The sequence below is a fragment of the Aeromonas sp. Marseille-Q7275 genome, assembly GCF_965119515.1.
On the sequence record NZ_CBCPLW010000006.1, the window covers coordinates 132655 to 153221 of the forward strand.

The following is a 20567-nucleotide window of genomic DNA, read 5'->3' on the forward strand; positions in this document are numbered from 1 at the left end:
GTGGTGTCATTCCTAGCGTGCTAAAGGGTGCCGGCCTCAAGGGCCGACGGCTATCTTGCGATGGGCGAGGGCCGGCAGCTGGCTGCGCACCCTGCGCTGGGCTGCCAGATCCAGGGTGGCGATGGCCAGTCCCTGACCCTCCTCTACCTGGGCCAGCACCCGGCCCCAGGGATCGATGATCATGCTGTGGCCGAAGGTGCGCCGCCCGCCGGGGTGCTCACCACCCTGGGCGCTGGCCAGCACGAAGGCCAGGTTCTCCACCGCCCGGGCCCGCAGCAGCAGCTCCCAGTGCGCGAGCCCCGTGGTGTGGGTGAAGGCGGCGGGCAGGGCGATGAAGTCGGGGGCAGGCCCCAGGCGAAACAGCTCCGGGAAGCGCAGGTCGTAGCAGATCCCGAAGCGCAGCATGCCCCAGGGGAGGGGATGGCTCACCACCTCCCGGCCCGGGCTCATGGTCGCGGCCTCGTCATACTGCTCCTGCCCGGTGCAAAAGCCAAACAGGTGCAGCTTGTCGTAGCGGCTCGCGAGCGCCCCTTGCGGGTCGATGAGCAGGCTGCTGTTGTGCATCTTGCCGGGCTCGTCGCTTACGAGCGGCAATGTGCCCGCCAGCAGCCAGACTCCGAGCTCCCGGGCCAGCTTCCGGGCCCAGGCCAGCAGGGGGTGACTGCTCACGGGGGCGGCCAGGGCCACCCGCGCCCGCTCGTCAACGGGCATCAGGTAGAAGTATTCGGGCAGCAGGGCCAGCTCGGCCCCCTCGGCCGCCGCCTGGCGCAGCAGGGCCTCGGCCTGGGCCAGGTTGTGGTCGAGACTGTCCCCGGAGACCATCTGGATAACGGCAACGCGCACTGAATCCATGGTGCCTCCTAGACGCCGCACAGGCGCTCGGCGCCCGCCAGCAGGGTGTCGTCATCCTTGGAGAAGGAGAGACGGATGACCCGCTGATCCGTGCCGTCGTGATAGAAGGCGGAGACCGGAATGGTGGCGACCCCGTGATCGCGGATGAGCCGCTGCACGAAGAGGCTGTCCGGCTCGTCGCTGATGCGCTCGTAGCTCGCCAGCATGAAGAAGCTGCCCACCGAGGGGAGCAGGGTCAGGCGCGAATCCGCCAGGGCCGAGGTCAGCAGGTCGCGCTTGCGCTGGTAGAAGGCCGCCAGCCCCTGATAGTGGGCCGGTTGCTGCAACAGGTGGGCGAAGCCGTACTGCATGGGGGTGTCGGCGGCGAACATGGCGAACTGGTGCACCTTGCGGATCTCCTCCATCAGGGGGCGGGGGGCCACGCAGTAACCCACCCGCCAGCCGGTGACGTGGAAGGTCTTGCCGAAGGAGAAGACGGCGACGGAGCGCTCCACCAGCTCCGGATAGCGAATGACGCTCTGGTGCAGGGCGCCGTCGAACACCACGTGCTCGTACACCTCGTCCGAGAGAATGAGAATGTCGGTGCCGCGCACCAGGCGGGCGAGGCGCTCCTGATCCCCCGCCTGCCAGACGGTGCCTGTGGGGTTGTGGGGGGTGTTGAGCACTATCATGCGGGTGCGCGGGGTGATGCGGGCGGCCACCTCCTCCCAGGGGATGGCAAAGTCCGGCGCCTTGAGGGCGATCACCACAGGGGTGGCCCCCTGCAGCTGGATCATGGGGCGGTAGCTGTCGAACGCCGGCTCGAACATGATCACCTCGTCGCCGGGGTGAACCAGGGCGGTGATGGCGCAGAACAGGGCCTCGCTGGCGCTGGCGGTGATGGTGACCTCCTCGCCCGCGTCATAGTGGTGGCCGTAGCTGGTCGCTATCTTGGCCGCCAGCTGCTCGCGCAGGGCGGGCAGCCCCGTCATGGGGGCATACTGGTTCTCCCCCGCCAGCATGGCCTCGTGGGTCACCCGGATGAGCTCGGGATCGCAGGGGAAGCTCGGCGCCCCCTGGGAGAGGTTGATGCTGGGATGGCGGGCGGCCAGATCCCCGATCACGCTGAAGATGGTGGTGCCCACCTGGGGCAGTTTGCTGACAATGCGGGGGGAAGACATGGCGCCGTCACCTGAGTGTGTGAAAGAGGTCCCTTTTTAGCCCCCGCAAGGGTTGCCGGACAACGGATTATTCGGCATGTTATGCATGAGTTTTTCTCAAGCATGGAGGCTTGTATGTTGTCCGCCCAACCCCGCAGCCAGTTGCCCCTCTATGGCCTGCAGGTTTTCGAGTGTTCTGCCCGCCATCTGAGTTTCACCCTGGCCGCCGACGAGCTGTGCGTGAGCCAGGGGGCGGTGAGCAAGCAGATCGCCCAGCTGGAGGCGCGCCTGGGGCACCTGCTGTTCGTGCGCGGCACCCGTTGCCTCACCTTGACCCCGGCCGCCGAGCGGCTGCTGCCCTTCGTTCGCGAGGGGCTGGCCCGCATGGGGGAGGGGCTCAGTGCCCTGCAGACCCTGCCCCACGAGCAGGCGATCAGCATCAAGGTGCCCTCCTGCGCCAGCCGCTGGTTGCTGCGGCGGTTGCAGGCGTTCGAGGGGGAGGCGGTGGAGGTGCGCGGCAGCCACAGCCACGGCATCGACTTCTCCCGGGAGCCCTTCGATCTCGCCATCGTCTATCAACCCTGCCTGGGGCGCTATCCCCACAGCCAGCCCCTGTTTCGGGAGCGGCTGACCCCGGTCTGCGCCCCGGCGTTTGCCGCCAAGCATCGCCTGTTCGAGCGCGGCCTGAGCGAGCTGCCCCTGCTGCCCCTCATTCATGCCAGCGCCGATCGGCGGGACTGGCGCAACTGGTTTGCCGCCTTCCTCGACGCCCCCTGGCAGCCCCAGGGAGGGCAGCTGTTCGATACCCTGGACCTGGCGATGAATGCCGCCCTGCAGGGGTTCGGCCTCTCCCTCGGGGACCCGACCATAGTGGCCGAGGAGCTGGAGAGCGGCGCCTTGGTCGCCCCCTTTGCCCCCGTGCTGGAGACGGATCACGAATACGCCCTGCTCGCCCGCCCCGACAGCCGGCGCCACGGGGTGCAGCGGGTCTGTCACTGGCTGCTGGAGGGGGATGGTCATCCCTGAGGGGACGCGAAATGAAACAGCCCCGCGGGCGGGGCTGTGATCATGGGGCTGCTGGCCCAGGAAGGGATCAGTGGCAGATCTTGTAGTAGACCTCGTTCCAGCGCAGCTGCTCCTTGAGTTCGGGGATGCGGGTGTGCTCGTCGATCACCACGAACTCTATACCCAGGATGTCGGCGAAGGTGCGCAGCTGCTCGATATCCACCGATTGGGTGAACACCGAGTGGTGGGCGGCCCCCGCCAGGATCCAGGCTTCGGCGCTGGTCTGCAGGTCCGGCAGGGGTTTCCACAGGGCGCTGGCCACCGGGAGTTTCGGCATGGCCTCTGGCAGGTCCACCACCTCCAGCTGATTGACCACCAGCCGGAAGCGGTTGCCCAGATCGATGAGGCTGGCGTTGACCGCCTTGCCGGCGGGGGCCGCAAACAGCAGGCGGGCCGGGTCGGCCTTCTTGCCTATCCCCAGGTGCTGGGCATCCAGCACGGGTTTGGCTGCGGCGATGGAGGGGCAGACCTCCAGCATGTGGGCCCCCAGCACCAGGTTGTTGCCCGCCTCCAGGTGGTAGGTGTAGTCCTCCATGAAGGAGGTGCCCCCCGCAAGGCCTGAGCCCATCACTTTCAGGGTGCGCAAGAGGGCGGCCGTCTTCCAGTCCCCTTCCGCGCCAAAGCCGAAGCCTTGCTGCATCAGGCGCTGACAGGCGAGGCCCGGCAGCTGGTGCAGGCCGTGGAGATCCTCGAAGGTGGTGGTGAAGGCGCCAAAACCGCCGTCGGTGAGGAACTTCTTCATCCCCAGCTCCTGGCGCGCCGCCTCATACAAAGAGGCGCGAAGGGGTCCGCCCGCCTGCACCGCCTCGGTCAGGGTGTAGGTCGCCTCATATTCGGCCAGCAGCGCCTCGATGTCGCTTGCGGGCACGGCGTCGATCACCTTGACCAGATCGCCGACCGGGTGGTAGTTCACCTGATAACCGAACTGGATCTGGGCTTCAATCTTGTCGCCCTCGGTGACCGCCACGTTGCGCATGTTGTCGCCAAAGCGGGCGATCTTCAGGTGGCGGCTGTCGTGAATGGCGGCGGCGACCCGCATCCAGTTGCCGATCTTCTGTCTGGCCTCTTCATCCTGCCAGTGACCCACCACCACGGTGCGGGGCAGGCGCAGGCGGGCCCCCATGAAGCCGAACTCGCGCCCGCCATGGGCGGTCTGGTTCAGGTTCATGAAGTCCATGTCGATCTCGCTCCAGGGGAGATCCCGGTTGAACTGGGTGTGGAACTGCAGCAGGGGTTTTTGCAACTGGCTCAGGGCCGGGATCCACATCTTGGCGGGGGAGAAGGTGTGCATCCACACCATGAGCCCGGCGCAGCGCTGGTCGTGGTTGGCATCGCGGGCGACCGCGCTGATTTCATCCAGGGTGGTACCGGTGGGTTTGAGCACTATCTTGAGGGGCAGGTTTGCCCCCTCGTTGAGCTGGCTGGTGATGGTGTGGGCGTGATCGGCCACCTGCTTCAATGTGGTGGCGCCATACAGGTGCTGGCTGCCGACCAGGAACCACACTTCCAGCTGTTTCATCAATTCCATGAGTTTGTCCTCTTTTAGGATTTTGTCTGGCCGTAATAGGCGTGTTTGCCGTGCTTGCGCTGGTAGTGCTTCTCCAGCAGGTAATCGGGCAGGGGGCGGGCCCCCGGGTTGATCTGGCCGGTGAGCCAGGCCATGCGCGCCACCTCCTCCAGCACCACGGCGTTGTGTACCGCATCCTCGGCGCTCTTGCCCCAGCTGAAGGGGCCGTGGTTGGCCACCAGCACCCCCGGCATGGTGAGGATGGGAGTCTGCTTGAGGGTCTCGACGATGAGGTGGCCGGTCAGCCCCTCGTAATCCTCCTCGACCTCGCCCGGGGTGAGCAGGCGCGAGCAGGGGATCTCGCCATGGAAGTAGTCGGCCTGGGTGGTGCCGAAGATCGGGATGGCGCGCCCCGCCTGGGCCCAGGCGGTGGCATGGGTGGAGTGGGTGTGCACCACGCCGCCAAGCTCCGGATAGGCGCGATAGAGCACCAGGTGGGTGGCGGTGTCGGAGGAGGGGCGCAAGGCGCCTTCCACCTGGTTGCCCGCGAGATCCAGCACCACCATATCCTCAGCCAGCATCCGCTCGTAACTGACGCCGCTCGGCTTTATCACCACCAGATTGCGCTCTCTGTCGATGCCGCTCACGTTGCCCCAGGTGAAGGTCACCAGCGCGTGGCGCGGCAGATCCAGGTTGGCGACGAGCACCTGCTCCTTGAGCATCTTGAGGTTCATGCCGGTACCCCCCGGTTGTAGAGCGGCTCGGCGGCGGCGCCCCAGGCGAGGTAGCGCTGGTAGAGGCGCTCGTATTCGGCGACCCGCTCAGGGTCCGGCTGGTGGGTGCGCTCCACTGCGCTCGCCATGTGGTGCTGGGCCTTGGCCACATCAGGATGGATCCCGGCCGCCACGGCGGCAAAGATGGCCGCCCCCAGGGCGCAGCACTGATCCGAGGCCACCACCTGAATGGGGCGATTCATCACGTCGCTGCAGGTTTGCATCACGGTGGCCGACTTGCGGGCGATGCCACCGAGGGCGATCACCTGCTCCACCGGCACCTGTTGACTGGTCATGCACTCCATGATGCTGCGGGCCCCGAAGGCGGTGGAGGCCACCAGGGCGCCGAACAAGTCGGGGGCATCGGTGCCGAGGTTGAGCCCGGTGACGGTGCCCTGCAGGCGCTGGTTGGCGTAAGGGGTGCGGCGACCGTTGAACCAGTCGAGCACCACAGGCAGGTGGGCGAGGTCCCGCTGCTGCTCCCAGGCGGCGGCAAGGCTTGGCAGCAGCTCCCGCTTGTGGGCCTCGATGGCGGTGCGCAGCTCCGGATACTGGGCGGCGAGGCTCTCCAGGGGCCAGCCGAGCTGGCGCTGATACCAGGCATAGATGTCGCCGAACGCCGATTGTCCCGCCTCCAGCCCCACCATGCCCGGCACCACGCTGCCGTCCACCTGGCCGCAGATCCCGGCAATGGCGCGATCGCCTATGGTGGCCTCGTCGGCGATCAGGATGTCGCAGGTGGAGGTGCCTATCACCTTGACCAGGGCATTGTTGCCGGCCCCGGCCCCCACCGCCCCCATGTGGCAGTCGAAGGCGCCGCCCGCGATCACCACCTCGCAGGAGAGGTGCAGCCGCTCCGCCCACTCCGGGGTCAGGGTGCCGACCGGCAGATCGGCGGTCCAGCTGTCGGTAAAGAGGGGGTGGTCGAGATCCTGGGTCAACAGGGGATCCAGGGCATTGAGGAAGTCGGCGGGGGGCAGGCCGCCCCAGCTCGGGTGCCAGAGGGACTTGTGGCCGGCGGCGCAGCGTCCGCGCTTGAGGGTGGCCGGGGCCTGGGTGCCACTCAGGATGGCGGGCACCCAGTCGCACAGCTCGACCCAGTTGCAGGCGGCGGCGCGCACCGCCGCATCGGCTCGGGAGACGTGCAGTATCTTGGCCCAGAACCACTCGGAGGAGTAGATGCCGCCGATGTAGCGGCTGTAGTCGGGGAACTGGCCGCCGTGGCACAGGGCGGTGATGGCCTCCGCCTCCTCGATGGCGGTGTGATCCTTCCACAGCACGAACATGGCGTTGGGGTTGTCGGCAAACTCCGGGCGCAGGGCCAGCACGCGCCCCTCTCTGTCGATGGGGGCGGGGGTGGAGCCTGTGCTGTCCACTCCGATGCCGCGCACGGCGGTGCGCTGGGCCGGGGTGAGCTGGCTCACCACAGCCACCACCGCCTGCTCCATGGACTCCAGATAGTCGAGGGGGTGGTGGCGAAACTGGTTGGTGACCGGTTGGCAGTAGTGGCCTGCCTGCCAGCGCGGGTAATAGACGACCTGGGTCGCCAGCTCGGCGCCGTCCTGACAGCGCACGGCGAGTGCCCTGACCGAGTCGCTGCCGAAATCGAGTCCGATGACGATGTGCTCGGACCTGGGGTGCTCAGACATAAGTGCTCCTGACCATCAATGAGGGGTGACTGGGGAGGAACCATAGGAGATGGGCAGGAGGGGCGGTTAGCCATTGGCTGCTGGAAATATGGATTTTAACGCTGTCAGTGCGAGAGGGTGACGGCTCTCGAAAATTCAATATGTAACGATTTTGCTAAAGATATAGACAAAATGGCTGCAATCTCATGGCGTGATCCTGCTCTCCATTTTTCCATGTGAAAACGATTACAACTTGGTTCGCTCATCTAGTAACAACAATAACGTCCTGTTTAAGCATGATTTAGATGGCTGTGACTTGACTGACTCAAGGAGCAGCACTGCGTGGATACATGGATTGATAGAACCGTTGGAGACATTCGCATGAACAAAATCGTTAAAGGCATGATCGCGATGGGGTTCGCCATGGGTATGGCAAATTCTGCTTTCTCGGCCGAGGCACTGAAGCTGGGCTACCTGGTCAAGCAGCCGGAGGAGCCCTGGTTCCAGACCGAGTGGAACTTCGCCGACAAGGCGGGCAAGGATCTCGGTTTCGAGGTGATCAAGATAGCCGTGCCCGATGGGGAGAAGACCCTCAATGCCATCGACAGCCTGGCGGCCAACGGCGCCAAGGGTTTCGTCATCTGTACCCCGGACCCCAAGCTCGGGGCCGCCATCATGGCCAAGGCCAACAGCATGGATCTCAAGGTCATCACGGTGGACGACCAGTTCGTCAACGCCAAGGGCCAGCCCATGGAGCAGGTGCCCCTGGTGATGATGGCCGCCACCAAGATTGGTGAACGCCAGGGCCAGGAGCTCTACAAGGAGATGGAAAAACGTCAGTGGGACCTGAAGAGCACAGCCGTGCTCGCCATCACCGCCGACGAGCTCGACACCGCCCGCCGCCGGGTCGACGGCTCCCTGGGTGCGCTCAAGGCCGCCGGTTTCCCCGAAGGCCAGATCTACCGCTCTCCCACCAAGGCCAACGACATTCCGGGTGCCCTGGATGCCGCCAACTCCATGCTGGTGCAGCACCCCGAGGTGAAGAACTGGCTCATCGTCGGCATGAATGACAACACTGTGCTCGGCGGCGTGCGCGCCACCGAAGGGCAGGGCTTCAAGGCAGACAACGTCATCGGCATCGGCATCAATGGTGTGGATGCGGTGAACGAGCTCTCCAAGTCCAGCGCCACCGGCTTCCTCGGCTCATTGCTGCCAAGCCCGGACGTGCACGGCTACAAGAGCATCCAGATGCTCCATGACTGGGTGGTCAATGGCGCCGAGCCTGCCAAGTTCACCGAGGTGACCGACGTGGTGCTCATCACCCGCGACAACTTCAAGGTCGAGCTGCAGAAGAAAGGTCTGTGATCGCCAATCCCTGATACCCATGCCGGCATGGCGCCCTGCGCCGTGCCGGCTGGCTGGAGTCATCTCATGAATCAAGTTCCTTATCTGGAGTTTTGCGGCATCAGCAAGGAGTTCCCCGGCGTCAAGGCGCTGCAGAACGTCTCCTTCTGCTGCCAGCAGGGCTCGGTGCACGCCCTGATGGGGGAGAACGGCGCGGGCAAATCCACCCTGCTCAAGATCCTGAGCGGCTTTCAGGCTCCCACCACAGGGGTGGTGAAGCTGGCGGGCCAGGAGAAGGTGTTTCAAGACACGGTCGACGCCCTGGAGAGCGGGATCGCCATCATCTATCAAGAGCTGCACCTGGTGCCCGAGATGAGCGTGGCGGAGAACATCTACCTCGGGCAACTGCCCACCCGGCGCGGCGTCATCGATCGGGAGAAGCTCTATCAGGATGCGGCCAGGCAGCTGGCGCGCCTCGGCATGGATGTCTCCCCCGAGACGCCGCTCAAGTACCTGTCCCTGGGTCAGTGGCAGATGGTTGAGATCGCCAAGGCGCTGACCCGGGATGCCAGCGTCATCGCCTTCGACGAGCCGACCAGCAGCCTGTCATCGCGCGAAATTGAGCAGCTGTTTCGGGTCATCCGCCAGTTGCGGGACGAGGGCAAGGTCATTCTCTATGTCTCCCACCGGATGGACGAGATCTTCGCCCTGTGCGACGCCATCACGGTGTTCAAGGATGGCCAGTTCGTGCGCACCTTCGCCTCCATGGCCGAGGTGGACCGGGATCTGCTGGTCAAGACCATGGTGGGACGGGAGCTGACCGACATCTACGGCTACAGCCCCAGAGCGCTCGGGGAGGTGGGCCTCAAGGTGGAGAACCTGATGGGGCCTGGGCTCAAGGCGCCCATTTCGTTCGAGGTCAAACGGGGGGAGATCCTCGGCATCTTCGGGCTGGTGGGGGCCGGGCGCAGCGAGCTGATGAAGCTTATCTTCGGCGCCGAGACGCCCCGAGGCGGCGAGATAGCCGTGTTCGGCAAGCCGGTGGTCATTCGCAATCCCATCGACGCCATTCGCAGCGGCATCATGCTCTGCACCGAAGACCGCAAGGCGCTCGGCATCATTCCCATCCACTCGGTGCAGGAGAACATCAACATCAGCGCCCGCCGCCACCAGGCGTGGGGGGGCTTCTGGATCAACCAGCAGTGGGAGGACGAGAACGCGAGGCTGCGGATCCGCGACATGCGGGTCAAGACCCCGTCCCCCCATCAGGCCATCATGAACCTCTCCGGCGGCAACCAGCAGAAGGCCATTCTGGGGCGCTGGCTCTCCGAGGACATGAAGGTGATCCTGCTCGACGAGCCGACCCGCGGCATCGACGTCGGGGCAAAGAACGAGATTTACAACGTGATTTACGATCTGGCCAAGGTGGGCATCGCCGTGGTGGTGGTCTCGAGCGAGCTGCCGGAGGTGCTGGGCATCGCGGATCGGATCATGGTCATGCGGGAGGGGGTGATAGCAGGGGAGCTATCCCACCATGAGGCCGACGAGGTCAAGGCGCTCAATCTGGCCATGCCGGCCCGTTAATCCCCCGTGACTACAACGCGATAGCACCCGGAAACTTCAGGAGAAATACCATGACAACAACTACCTCAGCCGGTCAGGCCGCGACCGTCTCGGCGGCCAGCGGCTCCCGCCTGCAACTGGCCCGCGTCTGGGATCAATACGGCATGCTGGTGATCTTCGCCATCCTGTTCCTGCTGGCCTGCGCGCTGGTGCCCAACTTCGCCAGCCTGATCAACATGCGCGGGCTCGGGCTTGCCGTCTCCATGTCGGGCATGGTGGCCTGCGGCATGCTGTTCTGCCTCGCCTCCGGCGAGTTCGACATGTCGGTGGGCTCAGTGGTGGCCTGCTCCGGCGTCGCCTGCGCGGTCGGCATCAACGCTACCGAGAGCATCACGGTCGGCATCCTGGCAGGCATGTCGGTGGGGGTGCTGTTTGGCCTCATCAACGGCATCGTCGTGGCCAAATTCAAGATCAACGCCCTCATCACCACCCTGGCCACCATGCAGATGGCGCGCGGGGTGGGCTACATCATCTCCGACGGCAAGGCGGTCGGCATAGTGGAGGAGGGCTTCTTCGAGCTCGGCAACTCCGCCCTGCTCGGCATTCCGACCCCGGTCTGGCTGACGGCGCTCTGCTTCGTGCTCTTTGGCCTGCTGCTCAACAAGACCACCTTCGGCCGCAACACCCTGGCCATGGGGGGCAACGAGGAGGCGGCGCGCCTGGCCGGGGTCAACGTGGTGCGCACCAAGATCATCATCTTCACCATGACTGGGCTGATTGCCTCCATCGCGGGGATCATACTCGCCTCGCGCATGACCTCGGGCCAGCCCATGACCTCCATCGGCTTCGAGCTGGTGGTCATCTCCGCCTGCGTGCTGGGGGGCGTCTCCATGAAGGGGGGCATCGGCAAGATCTCCTACATCATCGCCGGTGTGCTGATTTTGGGGTTGATGGAGAACGCCATGAACCTGCTCAACATCTCCCCGTTCGCCCAGTACGTGGTGCGCGGCCTCATCCTGCTCGCCGCCGTGCTGTTCGACCGCTACAAGCAGGTGCGCAAGGCGCGCATCTGAGCGGTTGTCCCCTCTGGCACCAGGCCGGCCGCGCTGGCCTGGTGCCTCCTTCAGGCAAGCTGTGAGCCAGTTCAATAAATTCACATCAGGCCGCTTGCGAAAATAGGTTGTTCCAACGCCGGATCTCTACAATGGCCCAAGCCGATTTTTTTACCCAAGCGCTGTTTTCCGCCATGTCCTCGATGCAAAAAGAGAAGCCGAAACAACTCAATCCCCTGTTGCCGGGCTACGCCTTCGACGTCTTCCTGGTCTCGGGCATGACCCCCATAGAGCAGGGGAGCGCCCTCGACTTCATCATCGACAGGCCCCAGGGGATGAAGGGCTTCATCGTCAATCTGACCATCAAGGGCAAGGGGCAGATCTTCCAGGGAGATCAGGCCTTCACCGTGGAGCCAGGGGACCTGCTGCTGTTTCCGCCCGCGGCGGTGCACTATTACGGCCGGGCGCCGGATGCCCGGGAGTGGTATCACCGCTGGGTCTATTTCCGGCCGCGGGCCTACTGGGCCGACTGGCTCAAGTGGCCCCAGGTGACGGAGCGGGTGGGGCGATTGCAACTGGCGGACGCCGGCTTGCTCGCCGAATTCGACGCCCTCTTCCTCGACATCGAAGAGACCCACCAGCAGCTGAGGCCCATGTCGGAACAGCTCGCCATGAACCTCTTGGAGCGGCTGCTCATTCGCTGCTACGAGGCCTCCTCCCTCAGTGCCTATCCCACCATAGATCACCGGGTGCACCAGGCGTGCCAGATCCTGAGCGAGTCGCTCTGCGCCGAGATCTCGGTGGAGGCGCTGGCGGAGCAGGTGTTTTTGTCCCCCTCGCGCCTCGCCCACCTGTTTCGCGAGCAGGTGGGGGTGAGCATAGTGCGCTGGCGCGAGGATCAGCGGATCATGCGGGCCAAGCTGCTGCTGCAGACCACCCCCATGTCGGTGGCCACCATAGGCCAGCAGGTGGGCTATGACGATCAGCTCTACTTCTCGCGGGTGTTCAGGAAACGGGTCGGGGTCAGCCCCACCGAATACCGCAAGTGCGCCACCCCGTTGTGAGAAGAACCCAGAGATGACAAAGCCCTCATGATGAGGGCTTGTTTATTTGGGGGCCTGGGCTCAGAGCGCCGCCATGGCCTCACGGACCAGGGCGCCTATCTTGTCCCACTCCTGTTTCTCGATGAGATCCGCCGGGACCATCCAGGTACCGCCGCAGGCAAACACAGATCCTTGCGCCAGATAATCCTTCACGTTGGCGGGGCTGACGCCCCCGGTCGGCATGAAGCGAACCGGGTAGACGGCGCTCATGGCCTTGAGCATGGGGAGACCGCCGGAGGGCTCAGCCGGGAAGAACTTGAGGGCGCGAAGGCCCAGCTCCATTGCCTGCTCGACCAAGCTGGGGTTATTGACCCCCGGGATCATCAGCACGCCGCGCGCCTGACAATACTGGACGATGCGCGGGTTGAGGCCGGGGCTGACGATGAAGTCCACCCCGGCGTCGATGGCCTGATCCACCTGGGCCGTGGTGAGGACGGTGCCGGCCCCGATGATCATCTCGGGGAAAGCGGCACGCAGCTGGCGGATGGCCTCGGCCGCCGCCGGGGTGCGGAAGGTGATCTCGGCGCTCGGCATGCCGTTGTCCATCAGGGCTTGGCCCAGGGCCACGGCATCGTCGGCGTTCTGGATGGCGATGACGGGGATGATCTTCAGGGTCGAGAGTGTTTCAAGCAAGGTTGACATGGGTTGCCTCAGAGGTGGGAAGGGGGGTTGTTGGCATCGCCGAGCCGGGGATGATGGCCCCGCGATGCTGGATGACGGTGCCGGCCAGCAGGTGGGCATGGTGGGCCGCCTCGCTGGCCGCGCGCCCTGCGAGCCGCGTGGCGAGGTAGCCGGCGCTGAAGGAGTCGCCCGCCGCCGTGGTGTCGATCACCCGCTCCCTCGCCAGTGACATGGCAGGCACCTCGTCCTGCCGCTCGCCTTGCACTATGAGGCAGGGTTCGGCGCCACGCTTGATGACGATCTCGCCGACCCCGAGCCCCAGGGTGCGTGCCAGGGTCTGGGCCTCCTGGCTGTCGCCCCACAGGGAAAACTCGTCGTCCAGGGTCAGGAAGGCGATGTCGGTCAGCGCCAGTATGGCGCGGTAGGCCTGTTGCGCTGCCTCCTTGCTTTCCCACAGCCGGGGGCGGTAGTTGTTGTCAAAGGCGATCTTCACACCGGCTGTCCGGCACAAGGCCAGATGCTGCAGCAGGCTGGCCCGATCGGCGGGGGGGAGGATGGCGAGGCTGATGCCGCTCAAATAGAGCCAGTCAACGTGCTGCAACTGCTGGCAGATAGACCCGGCGTGTTCGCCCTGCAACCAGTAGCGGGCGGCGGCATCATTGCGCCAGTAATGGAAGGTGCGCTCGCCCCGGGCATCGGTCTCGATGAGATAGAGGCCGGGCAGTTTGTGCTCCAGCCTCTGTACCAGCTCGGTGTGCACCCCTTCCTGCTGCCACTGGGTCAGCATGGCGTCGCTCATGGTGTCGGTGCCAAGGGCAGTGACATAGAAGACGGCCAGCTCGGGGTTGGTACGGGCCAGGTAGACGGCGGTGTTGAGGGTGTCCCCTCCAAAATGACGCACTATGCCCGCCTTGCTCTCGGATAGTTCGATCATGCACTCGCCAATGACGGCAATCTTGGTCGGCATATGCCCTCCCGTGTTGATGACGCCGTCATTATATTTAATGTGTCATTCGCATCAAATAAAATAAAACATCATTTCATAAAAATGTCGTGTAGCCCCTCTATGGGGCTGACGGTGCGATCCTGACGTCGGGGGGAGGGTATGGCATGGCAGCCGTGCCGCCGGTTGCAAGGGTTGTGGCGTCGGTCAGCCGGGTCTGTGACCTCATCGGCAATGACGCAGAGTCTGGGCATTGCCCCTTTGAAACACACCCATGGCTATGATTGGGCTTGCGTTTCAAATACACTGAAACGATGGAGCTTATAAGGAGAACCCTATGTCAGTGGTAGATACCTCGCCAGATTCCGTTTCATCCGTCCTGAAGGTCTTTGGCATCCTGCAGGCGCTGGGGGAGCAGAAAGAGATTGGCGTCACCGAGTTGTCCCAGCGGATCATGATGTCGAAGAGTACCGTCTATCGCTTCTTGCAGACGATGAAGACCCTGGGTTATGTCAATCAGGAGGGGGAGTCCGACAAGTACACCCTGAGCCTGAAGCTGTTCGAACTCGGCGGCAAGGCCCTGGAGCACCAGGAGCTGATCCCCATCGCGGATACCCAGATGCATCGTCTGGGCAAGCTGACCAAGGAGACCCTGCACCTGGGGGCCCTCGACGAGGACAGCATCGTCTATCTGCACAAGGTAGACTCCGAGTACAACCTGCGGATGTACTCCCGCATCGGTCGCCGTCGCCCGCTCTACAGCACCGCCCTTGGCAAGGTGATGATGGCCTGGTTGCCCGAAGACGAGGTGCGCGGCATGCTGGCCAATGTGAGCTTTGAGCGCTTTACCGAGCACACCCTGACCGACATCGACGCCTTGCTGGCCCAATTGGTCCTGGTGCGCGAGCAGGGTTACGCGGAAGACAACGAAGAGATGGAGCCGGGCCTGCGCTGCTTCGCCGTGCCCATCTACAGCCGCATGGGGCGCATCATCGCCGGGCTCTCCCTGTCGCTGCCCCTGGTGCGTTTCAGTGAAGAGAACAAGGAGGCGCTGGTGGGCTTGCTGCACGAGGCTGCCGCCCGCATCTCGGCCGAACTCGGTTTTCACGATTACCCATTCCGGACCAGGTAACAGGGGATGAGCCGCGGCGGCCTGCCGCGTGCTTGCTCGAACCAAGCCGGGGGCGGGACTGTCTGACAGCAGTTCCGCCCCCGGCTTTTTTGTCCCTTGTCGTGCTCGCCCGGGCAGCACCAGGGCTTATCCCTGTGGCGTGCTCACGCATCTCCCCTGTCGCCGCGCCCTGTAGAGGCCGAGGATGAGGTGGCCGTTGACGATGAAAAAGCTGCCCTCCAGCAAGATGCCTCCCCATGATCCCGCCCAGATGTTGTGGACAAGCCAGCAGACTGTGCTGCGCAACATGCACAGCCGCAGCGCCATGCCTTCTAGCCGAAACAGGGCGTAGGTGCTCAAGGTGGTGCCGAGCAGCGTCAACAGCTGGATGGGATGTGCGATTCTGGGCATCACCAATAGCCAGGTCAGTCCCAGAAAAAACAGCATCACACCCAGGCCGCGATAATAGCCGGAGACCCAGGTCCGTACCGCACAGAGCAGGCAGTTGATGGCGGCGGCCGTGGCGCCGAGCAACATGAAATGGGCTGTGAGGAGTACGCCGTTGAGGGTCAGATGCAGCCGCAGTTTACTGTCCTGGGATTGCCGGAAGGCGGTGATGCCTATGGCACAGGCGAGCAGGCCAAGCAGCTGGGCCAGGGGGTCGAGCGACATTGAATGGATTCCGAGACGAGATGAACGAAAAAAGGCGCCTGATGGCGCCTTTTGTATGGGCTAAGGGTTAGCGGGCCAGCCAGCCACCGTCGACGGCAATGGTGTAGCCGTTGATGTAGTCGGAGGCGGGGGAGGCCAGGAAGACCACGGGGCCCATCATGTCATCCGGCACCCCCCAGCGTCCGGCCGGGATCCGCTCCAGGATGGCGGCGTTGCGATCCTCATCGGCGCGCAGGGCCGTGGTGTTGTTGGTGGCCATGTAGCCGGGGGCGATGGCGTTGACGTTGATGCCCTGGCTGGCCCACTCGTTGGCCAGCAGGCGGGTGATCCCCATGACGCCGCTCTTGGAGGCGGTGTAGGAGGGGACACGAATGCCGCCCTGATAGGAGAGCATGGAGGCGATGTTGACTATCTTGCCGCCCCGGCCCTGGGCCATGAACTGCCTGGCCACCGCCTGGGACATGAAGAAGACGCTCTTGATGTTGATGTTCATCACGTCGTCCCAGTCCTTCTCGCTGAAGGTGATGGCGTCGTCGCGGCGGATGATGCCGGCGTTGTTGACCAGGATGTCGACGCGGCCGAAGCGGGAGACCGCCTGATCCACCAGGGCGGGCAGGGTATCCACCTTGCTGACATCGGCCTTGAGGCTCAGGAACTGGCGCCCGAGCGCCTCCACCTTGGCGATGGTGTCCGTGGGCTCGACGATGTTGATGCCGACGATATCACAGCCGGCTTCGGCCAGACCGAGCGCCATGCCCTGGCCGAGGCCGGTGTCACAACCGGTCACGATGGCAACCTTACCCTTCAAATCGAATGCATTGAGAATCATCTTGTTTCCTCTGCTGCCACCGGACGTGGCAGGCATGATGGGGGAAAACGGGCAGTGCACACTGCCCGGCAAAGAACGGGGATCAGCGCAGATCCCTGACGGCCACATGATCCATGTCGCCGAACACCTGGTTTTCGCCGACCATGCCCCAGATAAAGGTGTAGGCCTGGGTGCCGACGCCGGAGTGGATGGACCAGCTTGGGGAGATCACCGCCTGCTCGTTGTGGACCAGCAGATGACGGGTCTCGTCCGGCTTGCCCATCATGTGGAACACGGCGGCATCCTCTTGCATGTTGAAGTAGAAGTAGACCTCCATGCGGCGCTCGTGGGTGTGGCAGGGCATGGTGTTCCACAGGCTGCCCTCTTCCAGCTGGGTCATGCCCATCACCAGCTGGCAGGTCGGCAGCACGTCCGGCACCAGGTACTTGTAGATGGTGCGGCGGTTGCTGGTGGCCGCGTCTCCCAGGGTGGCCGGTGAGGCTTCTGCCCGGGTGACCTTGCGGGTCGGGAAGCTCACATGGGCCGGGGCGCTGTTGTAGTAAAATTTGGCAGGCTGCGCGGCGTCGACGCTGGCGAAGCTCAGCTCGCGGGCTCCCTGGCCCACATAGAGCGCCTCGGCCTTGCCTACTTCATAGGCAGTGCCATCCACCACCACCACGCCCGGTCCACCGATATTGATAAGCCCCAGCTCGCGGCGCTCGAGGAAATAGCTGACACCGAAGGTCTTGCCCAGCTCGTCCGAGAAGGCGAGGGGGCCCTGAATTGGCATGATGCCGCCGAACACGATGCGGTCGATGTGGCTGTAGGTCATGGTCAGCCGATCGGCGCTGAAGATCTCTTCCACCAGAAACTCACGGCGCAGGCCCTGAGTGTCCAGCTGCCTGGCATGATCGCTGTGAATGCTTTGACGAATTTGCATGGTTAACCTCGATGAGCGCCGCAGGTTGGCAGTCGCGTTGTCTGTAGTGTCAATAATGATAACAAGTGAAAAATAAAAATCAAAACACTGTTTTGTATTTTTATTTGTTGAGATTAAACTTCCTGCCCGGTGTGGCTCATGGCCGTGCCGGGCCCGTGAAACCGGGCCACAAATCCCTTTGCCGCACCAGAAAACGCGCGCGGCCAAGAGTGGCTGTCACCCTCCGGGTGGCGGCGACAGGACATTCGTTGCCAATCTCATTCAATAACAGGTCTATCAATGAACAAGTGTGCTTCATCCAATCGAATCATCATGCTGGCCGGGGTGGCTGCCCTGAGCACGGTTCTGTTTGCCTTCGATACCGCCTCCCTCGGGCTCTGTGCGGCCTTCCTGACCACGGGATCCTTTTCCCTGCAGGTGTTCGACATCCTCAAGACGCGGGAAACCAAGGCGATCTCCACCAAGATGTACCTGGTCTTCATCAGCGGCCTGCTGCTCTGGCTGACCTATGGCCTGAAGTCCGGCGATACCCCCCTCATCATGGCCAATGGCATCACATTGCTGCTGGCCAGCGCCGTCATGGTGCTGAAGTGGAGCAATGAGCGGGCCTGATCCCGGGGTGCCAGGGAGGCCATCCACCCATGGGGATGGCCATCTGGCGCCAAGCTGTGCCCTCCTTATCAGCACTCAGCACCCTCCCTTTGGTTGATGAACCAGGCGGCGCCCCGGGCGCCGTTTGTCGTCTTGGGCCCATCCCCTCCACCCATCTGATTTACCGACTCAGGCGGCGCAGGTAGGCCACGCTCTCCCGCAAGGGGTCGCCAGACAGCTCCTCGACGATGATGGGAACATGGGTCAGCTGGCGCTGCGCCAGCATGAGCAGCACCTCGGCATAGTCGATCAGCCCCTGCTCCAGCCCCACCGATACCTTGTCCGCTCCCGCCAGGATGAAGTTCTTGAAATGAAACAAGCGGATGCGCTCGCCATGCTGGTCGAGAAAATCCGCCAGGATCTCGCGCCAGTCCGCGACATTGTCGGCATCCAGCAGATTGGCCAGATCCAGGGTCACCAGGAAGTGCTCCCCCAGGCGGGCATTCAGCCGCGTCAGGCTACGGGCATCGTGAATGATGTGATCGCACACCGCTTCCACCAGAAAGTCGCAGTCGGCCTGCGCCAGATCGGGCCTTAACTGGGCCAGGGTCTGCTCCACCCTGTGAAAGGCGGCGGCGCCCTGGTTGTCCGGGTGCCGGGTCCACTCATCGTCGTTCAGGGAGCCGGTCTCGCTGCCCACGGCGCCGATCTGGCAGCGCCGGGCGAGCTCGATGTTGAGGCGCACCCGCGCCAGATCCCGTGCCAGGACGTCGGCGTCGGAGTGGGCGGGGTTGAAGTAGCTCGCCAGCAGGAAGAGGGGGAGGTCGGCCTCTTGCAACTGCTGGATGTGGGTGGTCAGGGCGTGGATATCACGGGCCTGATAGGCCTCGGGCCAGCTCTTGTGCACGGCGAGCTGCAGCCCGTCGAGGCCGAGCTCATGTGCCTGGGCGATCAGCGCCGCCGGCGACTGATCCGCGAGATCATGGGCGCGGGCCCCAATCTTCAATCTGTTCATGACATGCTCCAGTGGGTCATGGCTGTCTCTGACAGCGGTTTGGCGGCCGGCATCAGAAACGGCTTGCGAGCCCAGGGGGCCCGCAAGTTCAAGAGGCAAGCGGCGGCGCGACTGGCCCCCTGCGGGAGGCCAGATGCGGGCGCTTGCCATCGGCACTGTCAGTGCTTCATCAGGCGGCAGGGGCCGGGACGACGGCATCGGGGGCGGGTTGCGGGCCCTTGTTGTACTCCTGCTCGAAGTACTCGCGCACCATGGGGGCCGACAGACCGACCACCACCTGCAGGTTCTTGCCCGAACGCATGACCCCCAGGGCACCGGCCTGTTTGAGGGCCTTGTCATCCTGTACCTGGGTCTGATCCTTCACCACCAGGCGCAGTCGGGTCTGGCAGTTGCCTATGGTCTCGACGTTGTCACATCCCCCGACACAACGCAGTATGGCGGCGGCTCTGAGGCGATCCGGCTCCTGACCGGCCACGGCCTTGCCAGACTGCTTGTCGCGATAGTCCTGCTTGGAGTAGAGACGCACGTCGTCTTCCTCCTCTTCATCGCCACGACCCGGGGTGAGGAAGTTGAACTTCAGGATCATGTAGCGGAACACGAAGAAGTTGATGGCGGCGAAGCCGAGGCCCAAGGCGAGGTGGATCCAGATGAGGTGAGCATGGTTCTTGGCGTAGAAGACCCAGTTGAACAGGATGATGTCGTTCAGACCGCCCCCCATGAAACCGACCACGCCGGACAGATAGAGCGCCACGCACAGGGTCGCGCCTATGATGGCATTGACCAGATACAGCACAGGGGCCACGAACAGGTAGGTGAATTCGATGGGTTCGGTGATGCCGACCGCCATGGCGGTGATGATGGCCGGGATCACCAGGGCGGCTATCTTGCGCTTCATCTTCTGCTTGGCGGTGGCATAGATGGCGAGGCCGGCCCCCAGGGAGCAGAACACGCTGATGTTGCCGTACAGGGAGTAGCCGGCGGCCGGGAACTGATCAACCAGGGGCACGGTGGACGCCGCATAGGTGGAGACGTTCTCGATCCAGTGGGTATAGAGGCCGCCGTCGACCACGGCCGGGCCGAAGAAGAAGGGGAAGTAGACGAAGCGGTGCAGACCGGTGGGCACCAGGATCCGCTCCACGAAGGCGAGCAGCCACATGCCGAAGGCATCGGCTTCCACATAGAAGCCCTGCATGGCGTTGATCCCCACCTGAACCTTGGGCCAGAACTCGCAGGTCAACCAGGCCATGGGCAACATGACGAAGAAGGAGATGATGAACACCAGGCTCATGCCCTGGAAGATGGTGAGGTAATCCGGCAGCTTCTTCTCGAAGAAGCGGTTGTGGATCCAGGTCACCACGCCGCCGATGATGAGGGAGAAGACGATGCTGGTATCCAGCGTCTTGATGCCCCCCACCAGCGCCAGGCCGCTGGAGCCGCCCACTTCCTGATTGAAGTTGACCCCGAACTCAGGCCCCCAGAAGGTGAGCATGCTGTTGGTGAAGTAGTTGTAGGCCATGTAGGCAAAGAAGGCGACCAGCGCCGCCCGGGCCTGACCCGTCCTGGCGAGACCCACCGGCAACGCCATGCAGAACAGCAGGGGGAAGTTGCGGAAGATGGTCCAGCCCCCCGACTTGATGATGGTCATCACCTTGAAGAAGTTGGAGTCTGGGTGCGCCAGGTCCCCCATGATATCGGGCATGGTGAGCAGCCCGGTGATGGCGAGCAGCAGACCGGTAAAGGGTAGAAAGGCAATGGGGACAGCCATGGCACCGCCAAAGGTCTGGAAGGCCCCCATAAAGTTCCGTTTGGACATTAAGTTTTCTCCGAATGGTTACAGCAA

At 63.9% G+C, this 20567-nt stretch carries 19 protein-coding genes; 7 read left to right on the forward strand and 12 right to left on the reverse strand.

The genetic code is table 11. The features are described from left to right. Nucleotides 1-36 precede the first annotated feature (36 nt). Both ACWPWQ_RS07905 and ACWPWQ_RS07910 read right to left on the reverse strand, forming a co-directional pair. Entirely contained in the window at nt 37-852 is an 816-nt protein-coding gene (locus tag ACWPWQ_RS07905) for a carbon-nitrogen hydrolase family protein (protein WP_454009493.1), read from the reverse strand. 8 nt (nt 853-860) lie between these two features. Then, nucleotides 861-2012, reverse strand: coding sequence for a methionine aminotransferase (locus ACWPWQ_RS07910; protein ID WP_454009494.1), 1152 nt, complete (start codon nt 2010-2012; stop codon nt 861-863). 114 nt (nt 2013-2126) lie between these two features. Between ACWPWQ_RS07910 and ACWPWQ_RS07915 the strand changes: the two genes are divergently transcribed. After that, nucleotides 2127-3017: a LysR family transcriptional regulator gene (locus ACWPWQ_RS07915; protein WP_454009495.1), complete on the forward strand. Its 891-nt coding sequence runs from the start codon at nt 2127-2129 to the stop codon at nt 3015-3017. Between the two features lie 67 nt (nt 3018-3084). Here the strand turns inward: ACWPWQ_RS07915 and araA are convergent, their stop codons facing one another. The 3 genes from araA to ACWPWQ_RS07930 are packed head-to-tail and all read right to left on the reverse strand — an operon-like array spanning nt 3085 to nt 6985. Further along, nucleotides 3085-4584, reverse strand: coding sequence for an L-arabinose isomerase (araA, locus tag ACWPWQ_RS07920; RefSeq protein ID WP_454009496.1), 1500 nt, complete (start codon nt 4582-4584; stop codon nt 3085-3087). A 14-nt stretch (nt 4585-4598) separates the two neighbouring features. Further along, complete coding sequence (locus ACWPWQ_RS07925) at nt 4599-5297, reverse strand: L-ribulose-5-phosphate 4-epimerase (RefSeq protein ID WP_454009497.1); 699 nt, start codon at nt 5295-5297, stop codon at nt 4599-4601. Then, nucleotides 5294-6985 (reverse strand): ribulokinase, encoded by a 1692-nt coding sequence (locus tag ACWPWQ_RS07930; protein WP_454009498.1) that lies wholly within the window; start codon nt 6983-6985, stop codon nt 5294-5296. The genes ACWPWQ_RS07925 and ACWPWQ_RS07930 overlap by 4 nt, the downstream gene beginning before the upstream one ends. 360 nt (nt 6986-7345) lie before the next feature. On the opposite strand from ACWPWQ_RS07930, the gene ACWPWQ_RS07935 reads away from it, so the two are divergent. The 4 genes from ACWPWQ_RS07935 to araC all read left to right on the forward strand — a co-directional run bounded on the left by ACWPWQ_RS07935 (nt 7346) and on the right by araC (nt 11987). Continuing rightward, nucleotides 7346-8329, forward strand: coding sequence for an arabinose ABC transporter substrate-binding protein (locus ACWPWQ_RS07935; RefSeq protein WP_454009499.1), 984 nt, complete (start codon nt 7346-7348; stop codon nt 8327-8329). Between the two features lie 66 nt (nt 8330-8395). Next, nucleotides 8396-9892, forward strand: a complete 1497-nt coding sequence (gene araG / locus ACWPWQ_RS07940) for an L-arabinose ABC transporter ATP-binding protein AraG (RefSeq protein WP_454009500.1) — start codon at nt 8396-8398, stop codon at nt 9890-9892. Between the two features lie 50 nt (nt 9893-9942). Next, nucleotides 9943-10944 (forward strand): L-arabinose ABC transporter permease AraH, encoded by a 1002-nt coding sequence (araH, locus tag ACWPWQ_RS07945; RefSeq protein ID WP_454009501.1) that lies wholly within the window; start codon nt 9943-9945, stop codon nt 10942-10944. Nucleotides 10945-11075: 131 nt separating this feature from the next. Then, nucleotides 11076-11987, forward strand: a complete 912-nt coding sequence (gene araC, locus ACWPWQ_RS07950) for an arabinose operon transcriptional regulator AraC (RefSeq protein WP_454009502.1) — start codon at nt 11076-11078, stop codon at nt 11985-11987. A gap of 60 nt (nt 11988-12047) precedes the next feature. Here araC and ACWPWQ_RS07955 read toward each other — a convergent pair whose 3' ends face one another. Further along, the gene (locus ACWPWQ_RS07955) at nt 12048-12668 is read right to left on the reverse strand and encodes a bifunctional 4-hydroxy-2-oxoglutarate aldolase/2-dehydro-3-deoxy-phosphogluconate aldolase (protein ID WP_139435369.1); all 621 of its coding nucleotides are present in this window, start codon (nt 12666-12668) and stop codon (nt 12048-12050) included. Then, nucleotides 12652-13614, reverse strand: a complete 963-nt coding sequence (gene kdgK, locus ACWPWQ_RS07960) for a 2-dehydro-3-deoxygluconokinase (protein WP_454009503.1) — start codon at nt 13612-13614, stop codon at nt 12652-12654. The genes ACWPWQ_RS07955 and kdgK overlap by 17 nt, the downstream gene beginning before the upstream one ends. Nucleotides 13615-13927: 313 nt before the next feature. Here kdgK and kdgR point away from each other — a divergent pair, with 313 nt between their 5' ends. Further along, a complete protein-coding gene (kdgR, locus tag ACWPWQ_RS07965; protein WP_454009504.1) occupies nt 13928-14722 on the forward strand; it encodes a DNA-binding transcriptional regulator KdgR in 795 nt (264 codons plus the stop codon). 126 nt (nt 14723-14848) lie between these two features. Here the strand turns inward: kdgR and ACWPWQ_RS07970 are convergent, their stop codons facing one another. The 3 genes from ACWPWQ_RS07970 to kduI form a co-directional block, all read right to left on the reverse strand. After that, nucleotides 14849-15373, reverse strand: a complete 525-nt coding sequence (locus ACWPWQ_RS07970) for a YgjV family protein (RefSeq protein ID WP_454009505.1) — start codon at nt 15371-15373, stop codon at nt 14849-14851. 67 nt (nt 15374-15440) lie between these two features. Continuing rightward, on the reverse strand, nt 15441-16202 hold the full coding sequence (gene kduD / locus ACWPWQ_RS07975) for a 2-dehydro-3-deoxy-D-gluconate 5-dehydrogenase KduD (RefSeq protein ID WP_454009506.1): 762 nt from the start codon (nt 16200-16202) through the stop codon (nt 15441-15443). Between the two features lie 82 nt (nt 16203-16284). Beyond that, nucleotides 16285-17121 carry a 5-dehydro-4-deoxy-D-glucuronate isomerase gene (gene kduI, locus ACWPWQ_RS07980; RefSeq protein WP_408837866.1) on the reverse strand — a complete coding sequence of 279 codons (837 nt, stop codon included), beginning with the start codon at nt 17119-17121 and terminating at the stop codon, nt 16285-16287. Between the two features lie 279 nt (nt 17122-17400). Between kduI and ACWPWQ_RS07985 the strand changes: the two genes are divergently transcribed. Continuing rightward, a complete protein-coding gene (locus ACWPWQ_RS07985) occupies nt 17401-17733 on the forward strand; it encodes a SemiSWEET family sugar transporter (protein WP_139435381.1) in 333 nt (110 codons plus the stop codon). A 160-nt stretch (nt 17734-17893) separates the two neighbouring features. On the opposite strand, the gene ACWPWQ_RS07990 is transcribed toward ACWPWQ_RS07985, so the two are convergent. Together ACWPWQ_RS07990 and ACWPWQ_RS07995 are read right to left on the reverse strand one after the other, a co-directional pair. Next, nucleotides 17894-18727: a sugar phosphate isomerase/epimerase family protein gene (locus ACWPWQ_RS07990; protein ID WP_454009507.1), complete on the reverse strand. Its 834-nt coding sequence runs from the start codon at nt 18725-18727 to the stop codon at nt 17894-17896. Between the two features lie 169 nt (nt 18728-18896). Then, nucleotides 18897-20540, reverse strand: a complete 1644-nt coding sequence (locus ACWPWQ_RS07995) for an alpha-glucoside-specific PTS transporter subunit IIBC (RefSeq protein ID WP_139435385.1) — start codon at nt 20538-20540, stop codon at nt 18897-18899. Nucleotides 20541-20567 lie beyond the last annotated feature (27 nt).